At 52.7% G+C, this 15,248-nt stretch carries 17 protein-coding genes; 16 read left to right on the top strand and 1 reads right to left on the bottom strand.

The genetic code is table 11. The annotated features are described in order from the left end of the window. The 3 genes from B4H10_RS07610 to B4H10_RS07600 form a co-directional block, all read left to right on the top strand. The coding region (locus B4H10_RS07610; RefSeq protein ID WP_292018572.1) for a hypothetical protein at positions 1-190 on the top strand (190 nt) is incomplete at its 5' end. 374 nt (positions 191-564) lie between these two features. Next, on the top strand, positions 565-720 hold the full coding sequence (locus tag B4H10_RS07605; protein WP_154662683.1) for a hypothetical protein: 156 nt from the start codon (positions 565-567) through the stop codon (positions 718-720). Positions 721-855: 135 nt separating this feature from the next. Beyond that, positions 856-2,232 carry an MATE family efflux transporter gene (locus B4H10_RS07600; RefSeq protein WP_234995385.1) on the top strand — a complete coding sequence of 459 codons (1,377 nt, stop codon included), beginning with the start codon at positions 856-858 and terminating at the stop codon, positions 2,230-2,232. 122 nt (positions 2,233-2,354) lie between these two features. On the opposite strand, the gene B4H10_RS07595 is transcribed toward B4H10_RS07600, so the two are convergent. Then, complete coding sequence (locus B4H10_RS07595; RefSeq protein ID WP_292018571.1) at positions 2,355-3,266, bottom strand: hypothetical protein; 912 nt, start codon at positions 3,264-3,266, stop codon at positions 2,355-2,357. Positions 3,267-3,465: 199 nt separating this feature from the next. On the opposite strand from B4H10_RS07595, the gene B4H10_RS07590 reads away from it, so the two are divergent. The 13 genes from B4H10_RS07590 to B4H10_RS07530 all read left to right on the top strand — a co-directional run. Next, on the top strand, positions 3,466-4,167 hold the full coding sequence (locus tag B4H10_RS07590; protein WP_292018570.1) for a tRNA (adenine(22)-N(1))-methyltransferase: 702 nt from the start codon (positions 3,466-3,468) through the stop codon (positions 4,165-4,167). Next, complete coding sequence (locus B4H10_RS07585; protein WP_292018569.1) at positions 4,143-5,261, top strand: Nif3-like dinuclear metal center hexameric protein; 1,119 nt, start codon at positions 4,143-4,145, stop codon at positions 5,259-5,261. The genes B4H10_RS07590 and B4H10_RS07585 overlap by 25 nt, the downstream gene beginning before the upstream one ends. A gap of 18 nt (positions 5,262-5,279) precedes the next feature. Then, positions 5,280-5,942, top strand: coding sequence for a thiamine phosphate synthase (gene thiE, locus B4H10_RS07580; RefSeq protein WP_292018568.1), 663 nt, complete (start codon positions 5,280-5,282; stop codon positions 5,940-5,942). 213 nt (positions 5,943-6,155) lie between these two features. Continuing rightward, positions 6,156-6,821: an amino acid ABC transporter permease gene (locus B4H10_RS07575; protein WP_059075283.1), complete on the top strand. Its 666-nt coding sequence runs from the start codon at positions 6,156-6,158 to the stop codon at positions 6,819-6,821. Next, complete coding sequence (locus B4H10_RS07570) at positions 6,808-7,527, top strand: amino acid ABC transporter ATP-binding protein (protein ID WP_059075282.1); 720 nt, start codon at positions 6,808-6,810, stop codon at positions 7,525-7,527. The genes B4H10_RS07575 and B4H10_RS07570 overlap by 14 nt, the downstream gene beginning before the upstream one ends. A 251-nt stretch (positions 7,528-7,778) precedes the next feature. Then, the gene (purE, locus tag B4H10_RS07565; protein ID WP_072235705.1) at positions 7,779-8,333 is read left to right on the top strand and encodes a 5-(carboxyamino)imidazole ribonucleotide mutase; all 555 of its coding nucleotides are present in this window, start codon (positions 7,779-7,781) and stop codon (positions 8,331-8,333) included. 51 nt (positions 8,334-8,384) lie between these two features. Continuing rightward, entirely contained in the window at positions 8,385-9,806 is a 1,422-nt protein-coding gene (gene purF, locus B4H10_RS07560; protein ID WP_075581238.1) for an amidophosphoribosyltransferase, read from the top strand. Next, the gene (gene purM, locus B4H10_RS07555) at positions 9,793-10,854 is read left to right on the top strand and encodes a phosphoribosylformylglycinamidine cyclo-ligase (protein ID WP_059075280.1); all 1,062 of its coding nucleotides are present in this window, start codon (positions 9,793-9,795) and stop codon (positions 10,852-10,854) included. The genes purF and purM overlap by 14 nt, the downstream gene beginning before the upstream one ends. Continuing rightward, positions 10,847-11,461 carry a phosphoribosylglycinamide formyltransferase gene (gene purN, locus B4H10_RS07550; protein WP_059075279.1) on the top strand — a complete coding sequence of 205 codons (615 nt, stop codon included), beginning with the start codon at positions 10,847-10,849 and terminating at the stop codon, positions 11,459-11,461. Before purM ends, purN begins: the two co-directional genes overlap by 8 nt. Before the next feature lie 9 nt (positions 11,462-11,470). Next, a complete protein-coding gene (locus B4H10_RS07545; RefSeq protein WP_234995383.1) occupies positions 11,471-12,079 on the top strand; it encodes an IMP cyclohydrolase in 609 nt (202 codons plus the stop codon). Continuing rightward, complete coding sequence (gene purD / locus B4H10_RS07540; protein WP_292018567.1) at positions 12,079-13,353, top strand: phosphoribosylamine--glycine ligase; 1,275 nt, start codon at positions 12,079-12,081, stop codon at positions 13,351-13,353. Before B4H10_RS07545 ends, purD begins: the two co-directional genes overlap by 1 nt. A gap of 76 nt (positions 13,354-13,429) precedes the next feature. Beyond that, on the top strand, positions 13,430-14,815 hold the full coding sequence (gene fumC / locus B4H10_RS07535; RefSeq protein WP_113855729.1) for a class II fumarate hydratase: 1,386 nt from the start codon (positions 13,430-13,432) through the stop codon (positions 14,813-14,815). Between the two features lie 109 nt (positions 14,816-14,924). Continuing rightward, positions 14,925-15,248 (top strand): phosphoribosylaminoimidazolesuccinocarboxamide synthase (locus B4H10_RS07530; RefSeq protein WP_292018566.1); only part of this gene is annotated, 324 nt, incomplete at its 3' end.

Here is a 15,248-nt window from a genome sequence, read left to right as displayed (position 1 = left end):
CCCTATCATGCTCATGCAGGGTCAGCACTGGCTTTTTGCCGGCCTCTATCTGGCTCTGACGATTGCCTGCTTTGTCGTCTGCAAAGCCTGTGGCTGGTGGTGGGGCGGCACGGACAAGCATCGCCCCGGCCTCGGTACAGGGGAAACGGAACAGGCCGTTGCCCTGGAAGCCCCGGGCACTGATAAATAATAACTGATCAATCATCGACAGGGGATGAAGAAAAGGACGGTCACACAAGAAATTTACTGTTGTGTGACCGTCCTTTTTATGCGTTTTGGGCATGAAAATCGTGTTACATAACCTTGGCTTTGTAATAAAAATGGTTTTGTTTTTTAAGTGACAGGCGTTACTTTTAAGCGGTTTAAAATTTTAATATCATTCCGAAAAATTTAATATCATCTGCGGAGAAAAGCTATGCGTAAGGGATATTGGTCTTTTCAGTTGTTTTGTTTTATAATGCATAGCGGATAGGGGAAAGAGCCCTGAAAAGCGCATGGAATACGCTGTTATCAGCAATTTTCCATGTCGTTTTACTCGCTTGTAGAGAATAGGAGAATCCGCGTATGTATATCATGGGAATGGAAAAAATTTTAAGCCGTAATTACGCAATCTGGAAAAAATCCGAAAAAGATAAAGACGATGATAAAACAAATCACCGCGGTCCCCGCAAAGGACTGCCTGTGGGACTGATGATGGATTGTCTGCCGGCGATGGGGTAAAAATATGTCAGTCATAAATAAGAAAGCACAGCAGAAAAGAGAAATTCCGCCTTTCTGCCGTGCTTTCTTTTTGCTATAATGAAATAACAATAGTATCGTTTCAGGATAGGTGGGCCCAATGGAAAAGGAGACCTTATGGATCACGTACAACGCATAAAACGGCATGAACACAAAAAAAGACAGATTGATATGCTGCACGGTCCTCTTTGGAACAAATTGATTATATTTGCACTTCCACTGGCCCTGACCGGCGTGCTTCAGCAATTATTCAATGCAGCCGATGTGGCTGTGCTGGGGCAGTTTGTAGGAACCCATGCCATGGCGGCCGTAGGCAATAACACACCTGTCATTTCGTTATTTGTCACCCTGTTTCTGGGCTTGTCCCTGGGGGCCAATGTCGTCATCGCCCGGTATCTGGGAGCACGCTGTCCGGAACAGGCCGGCGAAGCTGTTCATACAACGTTTATGCTGGCTCTGCTGGTCGGTATACTGCTCATGATCCTGGGAGAGGCAACGGCCGGTATCATTCTGTCTCATCTCGGCGTTCCCGACGTGGTTATGCCGGCAGCCGAGTTGTATTTGCGGATTTATATGCTGGGACTTCCGTTCATCAGCTTTTATAATTTCCAGTCCGCTATTTTCCGCAGCCGGGGAGACACGCGGACGCCACTGGTGGCCCTTGCTGTGGCCAGTGGTCTGAATATCGTGCTCAACCTGCTATTTACGGGACTCTTTTCCGGGGGAGTCGCCGGTGTAGCGATTGCCACAGTCCTTTCCTATGGCGTAGGAGCGGCGATTTTGTTCGTCGCCTTGTTGCACAGCGGCGATGTCCTGGAATTGCATTTGCATGACTTGTGCCTGAAACGGGTCTATCTGGCGCCTGTTTTACGGATCGGACTGCCGGCAGGCCTGCAGGGCATGGTGTTTTGTATTTCCAATATCATCATCCAGTCGGCCATTAACAGCCTGGGTGCCGATGCCATGGCCGCATCGGCAGCAGCTTTTACCATCGAAATCAACGTGTACTGTATCATCAATTCATTTGGCCAGGCTGCGACAACCTTTGTCAGTCAGAACTACGGTGCCCGCAATATCCGGCGCTGCCGGAGCGTCATGTGGTGGTGTCTGGGCCTCAATGCCTTTTTCATGGGACTGATGGCCTTGTTCATTTACTGGAAGGCGATTCCTATGCTGGGATTTTTCAGCAGCGATCCCCTGGTCATCGGATTGGGGAATACGCGCATCATTTATGTCGTGTATACCCAGTTTATCAATATCCTCATAGAAATTTTGTCAGGAGCCATGAGGGGATATGGCTTTTCTCTCCCGCCGGCTGTCCTCACTCTCATTGGCATCTGCGGTGTGCGCATTGCCTGGGTGTATGCCGTTTTTCCTTCATCCCACACATTTGCAACGCTCATGGCAAGTTATCCCATCAGCTGGATCGTGACGGCCGTACTGCTGGGCCTGTTATATTACCGGTACGTACATCGCCTGCCCCATACATCATAGAAAATAAAAAAAGAAAGCGGATTTGTCCCCATGGCAAAAGCCTTGTGGGAACAAATCCGCTTTGCGGTTTAGTATATATCCTGCCATTTTCAGTACCGTTGCGTCAGATGACGCACGCCGTCTTACCGGCGTGGCGGCGGGGGAGGCCGATGTCCCCGTGGCGGTGGCGGTGGCGGACCGGGATGATGATGGTGGTGATGCCCGTAATATCCCCATCCGTATGGCCATGGGTCATAGTCCCACATCGCATCGAGGTAGATTTCATTCAGATAGGCGGCATAGGCCATGCGTTCCAGATCCTCTTTGGTCACGACACGGATTTCCCGGACTACCGTGCCTTTCTGGTCGCCAACTGTATAGTCTGCCATGATATCGGCTTTACCCGTAGAGACCGGCTCGATGACGCCGGACCCGGTTACTTTGGCAATCGTGTCATTCAGGCTGCGGGCACTAAGCGTATAGGGGACATTTCCGGGAATCTGCATCCGGATGACGCCCTTGCTGCCCAGTGCCAGATAACGCGGATATACGACGAGGCGGCTCTTTTTCAGCAGTTTTTCCGCACTGCCATAAATCATGCCCGGCTGGTCCCCGTCTACCCGCCAGACAGACGACTGGTCTTTGGCGACCAGATACTCACCGGCTAGTTCCTGTGTATCCGTGTGGTATGCCCGGACATGACGGAAATACTTATCCGTCAGTTCTTTATCGATGCGCAGGTAGTATGGTTTTTCCTTGTTATCCAGTCCGGTCAGAGCCGGATTCAGACTGTTGATCAGAGTCGTCGTCTGGTCATAGGCCTTGCCGCTGGTAAGATAGAATTTTTTTATGAGTTCCGTGCTCCGTCCTGCCAGCGGATCGACGGGCTTACGGGTATTTGATACGGCATCAGCTGTTCCGTTTTCTGTAACAGCTGATGCCGTGGCAGGCGCTGCCGGGACGGTTGCCGTCGGTGATGCCAGGGCGACTCCGCTGCATCCTGCCAGCAGAGATAACCAGAGTGCCGTACGATAAATGAGTTTTTTCGCTTTCATGGAGAAGATACCTCCTTGGTAAAGGACTTTTTCATACATCTATTATAAGAGGACATTCCTGTTTTGTCACATCCATCGGACAAACTGTCATGGAACTGAAACAATTTTTCCTCCCCTTTATAGCAGACTGATACAGAAAAATGTCTATGAATGTGGTAAAATATAAATAATGTGCATAGTATAAAAGGAGTGTTATCCAGTGATACATCTCACGAAACGCCTGCAGGCAGCGGCCGGACTCGTTCCGGAAGGGGCCTGCATAGCCGATATCGGGACCGATCATGCCTATCTGCCCGTTGCCCTTTGTACCAGCGGGCGGTGTCCCTCTGCCATTGCAGCCGATATTGCCGAAGGTCCGCTCAGCGCGGCCCGTTCCCATGTACAGGGGGCAGGGCTGGCATCGTCCATTGAATGCCGTCAGAGTGACGGGCTGCAGCATATCCTTCCCGGAGAAGTGGACGGCGCCGTTTTCTGCGGTATGGGCGGCCCCCTTATCGAACATTTGCTGGAGCAGTCGCCGGACGTCGTCCGTTCCCTTTCCTTCCTGATCCTGCAGCCCCAGAGCCACGCATCCCGCCTGCGGCGGTATGTATACAGCCAGGGATGGCATATTACAGCGGAACGGCTCGTAGAGGAAGAGGGCCGGCTGTATGAAATGATGAAAGCAGAACCGGGCTGCGGGGAAATCCCTGATGACTGGCTCTACGATGTCGGCCCCTGCAACTGGCAGACCAGGAATCCGCTCCTTCCCCGGCTGATCCGTCAGCTCATCGAAAAAGACAGGATGATTTGTCAGGGCCTGGAGAAAAGCCAGCAGGACCAGGGGGGAAGACAGGAACAACTCAGGACACACATTCAGACCATGGAGGCTCTCTTATGTCGATACAACTCAGTAAAATAATCAACATCATGGAATCCTTTGCTCCGCCCTGCCTGGCGGAAAAATGGGATAATCCGGGCCTGCTTGTCGGCAGTCCCCGGGAAGAAATCCAGAGTGCGGTGGTAACACTGGATGTGACCATGGATACGGTGGAATACGCGATAAAGAATAAAATCAATCTGATTATCAGCCATCATCCGGTTATTTTCCAGAAATTATCGTCCCTGCGCACGGACACCTATGACGGGCTCATGTATGAGAAATTGCTGAGCCATCACATTTCCGTTTACAGCGCCCATACGAACTGGGACAGTGCCGAACACGGCATCAATGATATCCTGGCACGGAAAATCGGACTGACGGACATACAGGGCCTGGTTCCCGTTCATACGGATCCACTGTACAAATTCGCCGTATATGTCCCGGAAAGCCACGCTGAAGCCGTGCGGATGGCACTGGGAGAGGCCGGTGCCGGTTTTATCGGGAATTACAGCCATTGCATGTTCAGTGCAGACGGAGAAGGGCAGTTCAAGCCTCTGGCCGGGACGCATCCCTTCATTGGCGATATAGGGAAACTGGAACGGACGAAAGAAGTCCGGATTGAAACGATTATTCCTGCCAGCCGGCTGAATCTGCTTTTATCGGCCGTACGGATGGCTCATCCATACGAAGAACCGGCCTTTGATATATATCCTCTGGTCAATAAGGGGAAATCCTGTTATATCGGGCGGATTGGAAAGCTGGCACAACCGGAACCGGCACGGATGGTCCTGCGGAAAATCAAGCGGGCCCTGGGCATCCAGATCCTCACCTATGCCGGGCCGGAAGATATCATCGTAGAAAAGATAGCTCTTTGTGGAGGGGCTGGCGCGTCTTTCATTGGCGAAGCCGCCGCTGCTGGTGCCCAGTTGTACCTGACGGGCGATGTGAAATACCACGAAGCACAGGACGCGGTAAAGCGCGGACTGGTCATTGCCGATGGCGGCCATTATGGCACGGAAGTGATTTCTGTTCCGGTCCTGGCCCGGCGCCTGCAGAATGCCGCAAAAGAACGGGGCTGGCAGATTGTTTTCCAGACTGATCCGACGATGAAAGATATGTTTGGCCATTGTTAAGAGAGGAGTAATGAAAGAATGAAACGAGAAGAAAGTCTGCATCAGTTTTTAACAGAACCCATTTATTGCATCCTCGGTGAATCCCTGTGCCTGGGCAGAGGAAATATAGAAACGGCCCGGCAGGTCATCGATGCCGGCGTCAAAGTAATCCAGTACCGGGAAAAGCATAAATCCTGGCGGGAAAAGTATGCAGAGGCCAGCCAGATTGCGGCCATGTGCCATAAAGCCGGCGTCACCTTCATCATGAACGACTCGGTCGATCTGGCCATCGCCTGTGGCGCTGACGGCATCCACGTCGGCCAGGACGATGCGCCTTATTCCTTCGTGCGCAGACTGGCCGGCCCGGATGTCCTCATCGGTGTTTCCACGAATACCATCGATGAAATAAAAGGTGCCATTGCCGACGGGGCCGACTATGTCGGATTTGGGCCCATGTATCCGACCCAGTCGAAAAAGGATGCCAACGATGTAGTCAGTGATGAAGCCATCCGTTACGCCCTGACCCAGAACGACATGCCCCTTACCTGCATCGGCGGCGTCGGCCCGGAAAACATGGCACACCTGTATAAAGAAGGATTCCGCTCCTTTGCCATGATCAGTTCCATTATTTCGCAGCCTGATATCGGTGCGGCTATCCGTCACATGAGAGATATCCTTTCCCGGGCAGCGCAGGAAGGATAAGGACGATTAATACATATCTATATGCCATAGGCAACGGGGCGTCATCCCTTGAGGATGACGCCTTTTTTCCTTTTGGACAGGACCTATGTCTATTTGTTGGAAATTTGTCAGGAAGAGGAATAAAAAGAGATTGACAACGCATAATAATGCAATTATAATAGGAGAAGTGTTTATTTTTACTTTCCTATTGACTCTTTTGAAGGAGTGTTTGGCATGAATTTTGACTTTCAGTTAATTCTGAACTCCATCCCACTGCTGCTGCAGGGCGCGGCTGTTACGATTGAAATTACGGCTATGGCAGTCGGCATCGGCCTGGTATTAGGGCTTATAACCAGTATCTGCCGCCTGTCCCATATGAAAGCCTTGAATATCCTCGCTGTATGCTATGTCAATGTCATCCGCGGTACGCCTATGCTGGTACAGATTTTCCTCATTTATTTTGCCCTGCCTATGGTCATCGGTGAACGGATCAACCCCTTTGTCGCGGCGGTGGCGGCCTGCTCCATCAACAGTGGGGCCTATGTATCGGAAATCTTCCGTGCCGGTATCCAGTCCGTAGACCGGGGACAGATGGAAGCCGGTCGTTCCCTCGGCCTTTCCTGGGGGCAGACGATGCGCTATGTCATCCTGCCGCAGGCGTTCAAGCACGTCATTCCGCCACTGGGCAACGAATTTATTTCTATGACCAAAGAAACGTCGCTGGTCTCCGTTATCGGCTTTGAAGAACTGACACGGCGCGGCCAGCTGATCATCGCCAAGACCTATGGCTCCTTTGAAATCTGGATGACCGTCGCTGCTATTTACCTGATTATGACCCTGGGCATCGCACGCCTGGTCAGCTACTTGGAAAAGAGGTTTGCTACAGATGATAGAAATTAAAGGCCTGAAAAAAAGCTTCGGGACCCATGAAGTCCTGAAAGGCATTGATCTGACAATCAAGGATAAGGAAGTCGTCGTCATCATCGGGCCGTCGGGATCCGGCAAGAGCACCATTCTGCGCTGCATCAATTATCTGGAACAGCCGACGGCAGGCGAAATCATCGTCGATGGCATCAGCATGAGCGATGCCAAGAGTATCAACGACATCCGCAAGGAAGTCGGCATGGTGTTCCAGCGGTTCAACCTGTTCCCGCATATGACGGTGCTGCAGAATATCATGCTTTCTCCTATGAAAACCCGTCATGTCTCTAAAAAGGAAGCACAGGATACGGCCATCAACCTGCTCCGCAAGGTAGGGCTGGAAGACAAGAAAGATGCCTATCCGGAAACGTTGTCCGGCGGACAGCAGCAGCGTGTGGCCATTGCCCGGGCCCTTGCTATGAAACCGAAATTCATGCTCTTTGACGAACCGACATCGGCCCTGGATCCGGAAATGGTCCGCGAAGTTCTGGACGTCATCAAGGATCTGGCCCGCGACGGGATGGCCATGGCCATCGTTACCCATGAAATGGGCTTTGCCCGCGAAGTAGCCGACCGCGTCCTCTTCGTCGATGGCGGGTATATCCTGGAAGAAGGGAAACCAGATGACCTGTTCTTCCATCCCAAAGAAGAACGGACGAAAGAATTTTTATCCAAGATTTTGTAAATGCCCGGGCGGTATGCCCGATTATTCACAAGTTATAGCATTTTCATTGACACGCTACGCCCTTTTTGTTAGAATGAAACTGTATTTGATGTGCAATCAATAGTAATAAGGAGATGTAGCATGTATACAGGTTTATGGGCTGGTTTTAAACGGTTTGTACATGTATCATGCTACCCGTATGTCTAGGTGAACAACCCAAAGGTGATATTATGTCCCCTTTGGGTTTTGTGTTTTCTGAGGAGGGGTTAGTAATGAAAGTCGGTTTGGTTCTGGGAAGCGATTCCGATATTCCCGTAATGAAAAAGGCTTTTGATTTGTTTAATGAATTTGGTGTGGAATGTGAAGTCCTTCTGGCTTCAGCCCATCGCACACCAGCCGAAGTACGGGAGTTTGCATCTACAGCACAGGACAGGGGCCTGAGCTGTATCATTGCCGGCGCCGGCATGGCTGCCCACCTTCCCGGCGTGATTGCCAGTTATACGACCCTCCCGGTTATCGGGGTACCGCTGGAAAGCGGCAGCCTGAAAGGGATGGACGCACTCCTGGCTATCGTGCAGATGCCGTCGGGAATGCCCGTCGCCACCATGGCCATCAACGGCGCAAAGAATGCCGCCCTTTTTGCCATCCAGATCGGTGCTGTCAGTGATCCCGAACTGGCTGCCAAGTATAAGGCTTACCGGGAAAAAATGACCCGTCAGGTCATGGAAAAAAATGACAAGCTGCAACAGATGCTGAAGACCAGTGACGCCGTTAAGACGAAACTGAATAATGCGGCCGGCCAGGTACTGCAGGCATTTAAAAAATAGTGAACGACCCTTATTACCATAGATAGATTTTCATACACAGGAGGTTCCCTCATAATGTACGATTCGATTTGGGACAAACAGCACGAAGAGTGCGGTGTTATCGGTATTTTTGACAAAACACTGGATATACCGCGATATCTGTACTGGGGCTTATTCGCCCTGCAGCACCGCGGCCAGGAAAGCGGCGGTATTGCCCTGACCGATGGACATGATATTCATACGTATCGTGGCATGGGCCTGATCAGCACGGTATTTGAAAAAGGTGTCCCCGAAGATTTGGGCGGCCACATCGGTATCGGTCACGTCCGGTATTCGACGACGGGTTCCAACAACCCCCGCAATATCCAGCCTCTGGCCGTATATTCTTCCTTCGGCCAGATTGCGCTGGCCCATAACGGCAATCTGACCAACACGCGGGAACTGCGGGAAGAACTCGATGCCAGCGGCGTGACGTTCCAGACGACGATGGATACGGAACTGATCGTCAACCTCATCAGCCGCAGCCGTCAGAATACTATAGTGGAACGCATCAAAGAAAGCATGAACCGCATCCAGGGGGCTTTCTCCATCGTCGCCATGACCAAAGACCGTCTCTATGGCATCCGCGATGCCTATGGATTCCGTCCCCTTTGCATCGGCAGGACGACGACCGGCGGCTGGGTCATCGCCTCGGAAACGTGCGGCCTCGATGCCCTGGGAGCCACGTTCGTCCGCGACGTACAGCCCGGCGAAGTCGTGGAAATCAGCGAAGATGGCGTCAAATCCTATTTCTATGGCAAGGCGGACCGCAAACAGGTATGTTCCTTCGAATATATCTATTTTGCCCGTCCGGACAGCGTCATCGACGGACAGGATATTTATCAGGCACGGCTCAATATGGGCAAGGAAATGTGGAATGAAACCCAGTATGATGCGGACCTGGTCATTTCCGTCCCCGACAGCGGTAATACGGCGGCTATAGGCTATTCCATGGCATCGGGTATCCCCTTCAACCACGGCCTCATCAAGAACCGTTACATGGGCCGTACCTTCATCAAGCCGAATCAGAAAGAACGGGAACTGGCCGTGCGGATGAAGCTCAACGTAGTCAAATCGGTCGTACAGGGCAAGCGCATCGTCATGGTAGACGATTCCATTGTCCGCGGCACGACCAGCGGCATCATCTGCAAGATGCTCCGCGAAGCCGGCGCTAGGGAAGTCTATATGTGCGTTTCGGCACCGCCCATCATGTATTCCTGCTTCTACGGCATCGATACATCCGTGCGCAAGGAACTCATCGCATCCGCTCTGAGCGTAGAAGAAATCCGCAAGTATATCGGCGTCGATAAGCTGCATTTCATTTCTATCGACGGCCTGTGCCGGGCAATCCCGGGGATCCCCAAAGAAGACCTCTGTCTTGCCTGCTTCAATAATGACTATCCGACTGACATCCCTGTGACCAATGAGGAAGGAGAAAAATATGCTCTCGAATAAAAAAGGTTTAACATACGCCGATGCTGGCGTAGATATCGATGCCGGCAATAAAGCCGTAGAACTCATGAAAGACTCTGTAAAGGCGACATACCGTCCGGAAGTACTGGGTGACCTCGGCGGATTTGGCGGGCTCTTTTCCCTTATGGACAGCAAGATAAAAAAACCGATTCTGGTCAGCGGTACCGATGGGGTAGGGACAAAGCTGCGCCTGGCCATCATGATGAACAAACATGATACGGTCGGCCAGGACTGTGTTGCCATGTCCATCAACGACGTCCTCGTACAGGGGGCCGAACCGCTGTTTTTCCTCGATTACATCGCTGTCGGCAAACTGGACCCCGTCCAGGTCGCTACCATCGTCAAAGGCGTCGCCCATGCCTGCGAAGAATCGGGCTGTGCCCTCCTCGGTGGGGAAACGGCCGAAATGGCCGGCTTTTATGCCAAAGACGACTATGATCTGGCCGGATTTGGCGTCGGCATCGTAGACCGCGACAAGGTGATTACCGGGGAAACCATACAGGCTGGCGATGTACTCATCGGCCTTCCGTCTACAGGCGTTCATTCCAATGGCTTTTCACTGGTACGCAAAATCGTACTGGAACGGCAGAACATGAAACTGGATCAGTACGTCGACGAACTGGGCATGACCATCGGTGAATGCCTGCTTACGCCGACCCGTCTCTATCCCCGTCCGTGCCTGCCGATCATCCGCAACTTTAACGTCAAAGGCATGGTACATATCACCGGCGGCGGTTTTTATGAAAATATCCCCCGCGTCCTTCCCAAGGGAATCGGCGTAGAAATCGACGTGACATCGTGGCCGCAGCTCCCGATTTTCGGCCTGCTGCAGAAATGGGGCGGCGTGGCCAGGGAAGAAATGTACCGTACCTTCAACATGGGTATCGGCATGATCATGATCGTTTCTCCTGAAGAAGCCGATGCCGTACTGGAAAATCTGTCCAGCCGCGGCGAAAAGGCCTATGTCATCGGCAGGGCCGTTCAGAGCGATGTCCGCGTAACTCTCAAGGGAGGCGCCTTCGATGACTAAAAAACGGATGGTCATTTTTGCTTCCGGACGCGGTTCCAATGCGGAAGCACTTCATGAAGCCGTAGAAAATGGCACGATCAATGCCGAAATCAAGGCTCTCGTAACGGATATTCCCGGGGCAGCCTGCATCGACAAGGCAAAATCCTGGGGTGTTCCCGTCATCGTCGCCGACCGCAAATCCTTTGATAGCAAACAGGCATTCGAACAGTATATCCTCGATGCCATTGCACCGTATGCGGCTGATGTCATCTGCCTGGCAGGATTCATGCGCCTGCTGAGCAGTGATTTCATTTCTCATTATGAACATAAGATTATCAATATCCATCCGGCACTGCTGCCCAGCTTCCGTGGCCTTCACGCCCAGGGACAGGCTGTGGCAGCCGGCGTCAAGATTGCTGGATGTACGGTCCATTTCGTCGTTCCCGACATGGATGCCGGGCCGATTATCCTGCAGTCGGCCGTTCCCGTACTGGAAGATGACACGGAAGATACACTGGCAGCCCGGATACTGACAAAGGAACATCCGACCTACGTCCGGGCCGTACAGCTTTTCTGTGATGATAAATTGACAATCGATGGTAACGTCGTTCGTGGCACTCAGGGTTAAGGAGGAATCATGATGAAGGTAAAACGCGCGCTTCTCAGTGTATCTGATAAAACGGGGATTGTTGAACTGGGCAAAGCCCTGGCAGATCTGGGTATTGAAATTATTTCGACAGGCGGCACCATGCGGACATTAAAAGAAGCAGGTGTGCCTGTCATGGCAGTACAGGACGTAACGGGTTTCCCCGAAATGATGGATGGCCGTGTCAAGACGCTTCATCCGAAGATTCACGGTGCCATTCTGGCCGTCCGCGATAACCCGTCCCACGTCCAGGATATGAAAAATCATGGCATTACCCCCATCGATCTGGTCGTCGTCAATCTGTATCCCTTCCAGCAGACGATTGCCAAACCGGGCGTTACCCTGGCAGAAGCGATTGAAAACATCGATATCGGCGGTCCCTGCATGGTCCGGGCATCGGCTAAAAACAACAAATACGTCGCCATCGTCACCAATCCGGCCAAGTATGGCGAAATCATCGATATCCTGAAAAAAGACGGGGAATTTACCGACGCCTACCGCCTGGAACTGGCACGGGAAGCCTTCCAGCATACGGCCCAGTATGATACCGCGATTGCGGCCTACCTGTCGGAACAGGTCGAAAAGGGGGCGGCTGACTGATGAACGTAGCCGTTATTGGCGGCGGTGGCCGTGAACATACCCTGGCTTGGAAACTGGCCCAGAGTCCGAGCGTAGACAAATTGTATGCCCTGCCTGGCAGCGATGCCATGGCTTCTATAGCAGAATGTGTGCCCATCGGGGTGGAAGAACTGGACCGCATTGCCGATTTTGCCGTAGAAAAAGGCATAGACATGATCGTTGTAGGTCCCGAAGTACCGCTGACAGAAGGCATTGCCGATGTATGCCAGAAAAAAGGCATTGCCGTTTTTGGCCCCAATAAGGCGGCGGCCCAGATGGAAGGGTCCAAGGTATTTGCCAAGAATCTCATGAAGAAGTATCATGTGCCGACGGCGGCCTATGCCTCTTTCACCGATGGCAATGCGGCAAAAGACTATATCCATAAAATGGGGGCTCCTATCGTCGTCAAGGCCGACGGACTGGCTGCCGGCAAGGGCGTCGTCGTGGCACAGACCGTGGAAGAAGCCGTCGATGCCGTCAATGCCATGATGGAAGACCATATTTTTGGCGCTTCCGGCGGCCGCATCGTCATTGAAGAATGTATGGTCGGCGAAGAAGCCAGCCTCCTGGCCTTTGTCGATGGCAAAACGATTGTACCCATGATTTCTGCCCAGGACCACAAGCGTATCTTCGATAATGACGAAGGACCCAATACGGGCGGCATGGGCGCCTATGCCCCGGCTCCGGTAATGACGCCGGAACTGATCCAGACCGTGTATGATACGATACTGGTCCCCGTCGTCCAGGGTCTTGCAAACGAAGGCATCACCTATCAGGGCTGCCTGTACGCCGGGCTGATGATTACAGCCGGTGGCCCGAAAGTCGTAGAATTCAACTGCCGTTTCGGCGATCCGGAAACGCAGGCCGTCCTGCCGCTCCTCGACGGTGACCTGGCACAGATCATGTATGCCTGCACCCAGGGGACGCTGCGCCGCGACATGGTTCACTGGAAACAGGGCGCTGCCTGCTGCGTCATTATGGCCAGCAAGGGGTATCCGGCTTCCAGCCATAAAGGCGATGTCATTTCCGGCCTCGACGCCGTGGATGACGATATCGTCGTGTTCCATTCGGGAACGAAAAAAGCAGATGGCCTGTACCAGACCAACGGTGGCCGCGTCCTCGGCGTGACCGCTGTCGGAGACAGCCTGCAGGAAGCCATCGATAAAGCCTATGCCAATGTCCGCAGGATTTCCTTTGACGGACAGCAGGTACGCTCCGATATTGGCGCCAAGGGATTGCGCCATTTAAAAAAATAATTGACACCAGGCAATGAGGCCCGGAATCCACGAGGGTCCTGGGCTTTTTCTGTTTGGATGACAGGGGAGATACTGTATGGAATATCGTATAGAAAAAGATTCAATGGGAGAAATCAGGGTTCCCGCCGATAAATTATGGGGCGCCCAGACACAGCGCAGTTTTGAAAATTTCCGTATCGGGACAGAAAAAATCCCGCCGGAAATGGTGACGGTCTTTGCCTATTTAAAAAAAGCCGCAGCCCTGACCAACAAGGAACTGGGCGTCGTCACGCCTGAACGGGCCGATGCCATCGTACAGGCCTGCGATGACATCCTCGCCGGAAAACTCGATGGCAATTTCCCGCTGTCCGTCTGGATGACTGGCAGTGGCACCCAGTTCAATATGAACATCAATGAAGTCGTGGCCCACCGTGCCGTTCAGATCCTGAAAGAACGGGGCATGGAAGAAACGGTCCATCCCAATGACCACGTCAACCATTCCCAGAGTTCCAATGATACTTTCCCGACGGGACTGCACATGGCAGGAGTGCTGCTCATCGAACAGCAGCTGTTCCCCGCCATGGACCGGCTCTATGAAGCCCTTCACGAAAAAGAAGTGGCATTTAAGGATATCGTCAAGATCGGCCGTACCCATCTTCAGGATGCCACCCCGCTGACACTGGGGCAGGAATTCAGCGGCTGGGCCCGCATGATCCAGCGCGATAAAGAAATGCTGACCCGCGGCGTCGATTTCCTCCGCGACCTGGCCATGGGCGGGACCGCTGTCGGAACGGGCATCAACTGCCCCGAAGGCTATGACGTGCGCTTTGCGGAAATCGTCAGCCAGCTGACCGGCACGGCCTTCCACACGGCACCCAATAAGTTCCAGTCCCTCACGAGCAAGGATGAACTGGTCGTCGTCCATGGCATGCTGAAGGCCCTGGCCTGCGACCTCATGAAAATCGCCAACGATGTCCGCTGGCTGTCTTCGGGCCCGCGCTGCGGCATCGGGGAACTCTTCATACCGGAAAACGAACCGGGCAGCTCCATCATGCCCAGCAAAGTCAATCCGACCCAGTGCGAAGCCGTTACCATGGTGGCCGTCCAGGTCATGGGCAATGATGCGGCCATGGGATTTGCCGCCAGCCAGGGGAACTTTGAACTGAACGTTTTCATGCCGGTCATCGCCTATAACCTCATTCAGTCCATCCGCCTTCTCAGCGATGTCATGGATTCCTTCCGCAGCCACTGCGTGACAGGCATCCGCCCGAATCTGGCCAGAATCGACTATAATCTTCACCAGTCCCTGATCCTCGTAACCGGTCTGGTTCCCGTCGTAGGCTATGACAAAGCCTGTCTTATTGCCAAAAAAGCGGCCAAAGAAGGACTGACCCTGCGGGAAGCGGCCCTTCAAAGTGGGTGGGTTACGGCGCAACAATTCGATGCCCATATGGATCCGGCGAAACTGGCGGGCGTGAAGTAGAAATCCTGCTTAAAAGTACAAACTGATACTGGCAGGATAAAATGCTTTATGGTATCATAAGTGTGTTCTCGTGTACATGTTAATTACTATTTGGTGATGGAGGCGCAGCATGAAAGAATATAAACCGTTTAAATCGGGCAAGGTCCGCGAAGTATACGATATCGGCGACAGCATCGTCATGGTAGCAACCGATCGTATTTCTGCTTTTGACCATATCCTCAAGAACAAGATTACCCAGAAAGGCGCTGTTCTGACACAGATGTCCCGCTTCTGGTTTGATTTTACGAAGGATATCGTCCCGAACCACATGATCAGCGTGGATGTGGAGGACATGCCGGAGTACTTCCGCAGGCCGGAGTTTACCGGGAACAGCATGCTGTGCAGGAAGCTCACCATGCTGCCCATCGAGTGCATCGTCCGCGGCTACATCACC

This window comes from Megasphaera sp. UBA4382 (genome assembly GCF_002391155.1).
Classification (GTDB): domain Bacteria; phylum Bacillota; class Negativicutes; order Veillonellales; family Megasphaeraceae; genus Megasphaera; species Megasphaera hexanoica.
This window is presented reverse-complemented; position numbering and strand designations above follow the sequence as displayed.

What these genes read in the sequence shown, in the direction of transcription:
- B4H10_RS07605 (WP_154662683.1), top strand. Translation starts at nt 565, where the DNA reads ATGTATATCATGGGAATGGAAAAAATTTTAAGCCGTAATTACGCAATC.
- B4H10_RS07600 (WP_234995385.1), top strand. Translation starts at nt 856, where the DNA reads ATGGATCACGTACAACGCATAAAACGGCATGAACACAAAAAAAGACAG.
- B4H10_RS07595 (WP_292018571.1), bottom strand. Translation starts at nt 3,266, where the DNA reads ATGAAAGCGAAAAAACTCATTTATCGTACGGCACTCTGGTTATCTCTG.
- B4H10_RS07585 (WP_292018569.1), top strand. Translation starts at nt 4,143, where the DNA reads ATGTCGATACAACTCAGTAAAATAATCAACATCATGGAATCCTTTGCT.
- thiE (WP_292018568.1), top strand. Translation starts at nt 5,280, where the DNA reads ATGAAACGAGAAGAAAGTCTGCATCAGTTTTTAACAGAACCCATTTAT.
- B4H10_RS07575 (WP_059075283.1), top strand. Translation starts at nt 6,156, where the DNA reads ATGAATTTTGACTTTCAGTTAATTCTGAACTCCATCCCACTGCTGCTG.
- B4H10_RS07570 (WP_059075282.1), top strand. Translation starts at nt 6,808, where the DNA reads ATGATAGAAATTAAAGGCCTGAAAAAAAGCTTCGGGACCCATGAAGTC.
- purE (WP_072235705.1), top strand. Translation starts at nt 7,779, where the DNA reads ATGAAAGTCGGTTTGGTTCTGGGAAGCGATTCCGATATTCCCGTAATG.
- purM (WP_059075280.1), top strand. Translation starts at nt 9,793, where the DNA reads ATGCTCTCGAATAAAAAAGGTTTAACATACGCCGATGCTGGCGTAGAT.
- purN (WP_059075279.1), top strand. Translation starts at nt 10,847, where the DNA reads ATGACTAAAAAACGGATGGTCATTTTTGCTTCCGGACGCGGTTCCAAT.
- B4H10_RS07545 (WP_234995383.1), top strand. Translation starts at nt 11,471, where the DNA reads ATGATGAAGGTAAAACGCGCGCTTCTCAGTGTATCTGATAAAACGGGG.
- purD (WP_292018567.1), top strand. Translation starts at nt 12,079, where the DNA reads ATGAACGTAGCCGTTATTGGCGGCGGTGGCCGTGAACATACCCTGGCT.
- fumC (WP_113855729.1), top strand. Translation starts at nt 13,430, where the DNA reads ATGGAATATCGTATAGAAAAAGATTCAATGGGAGAAATCAGGGTTCCC.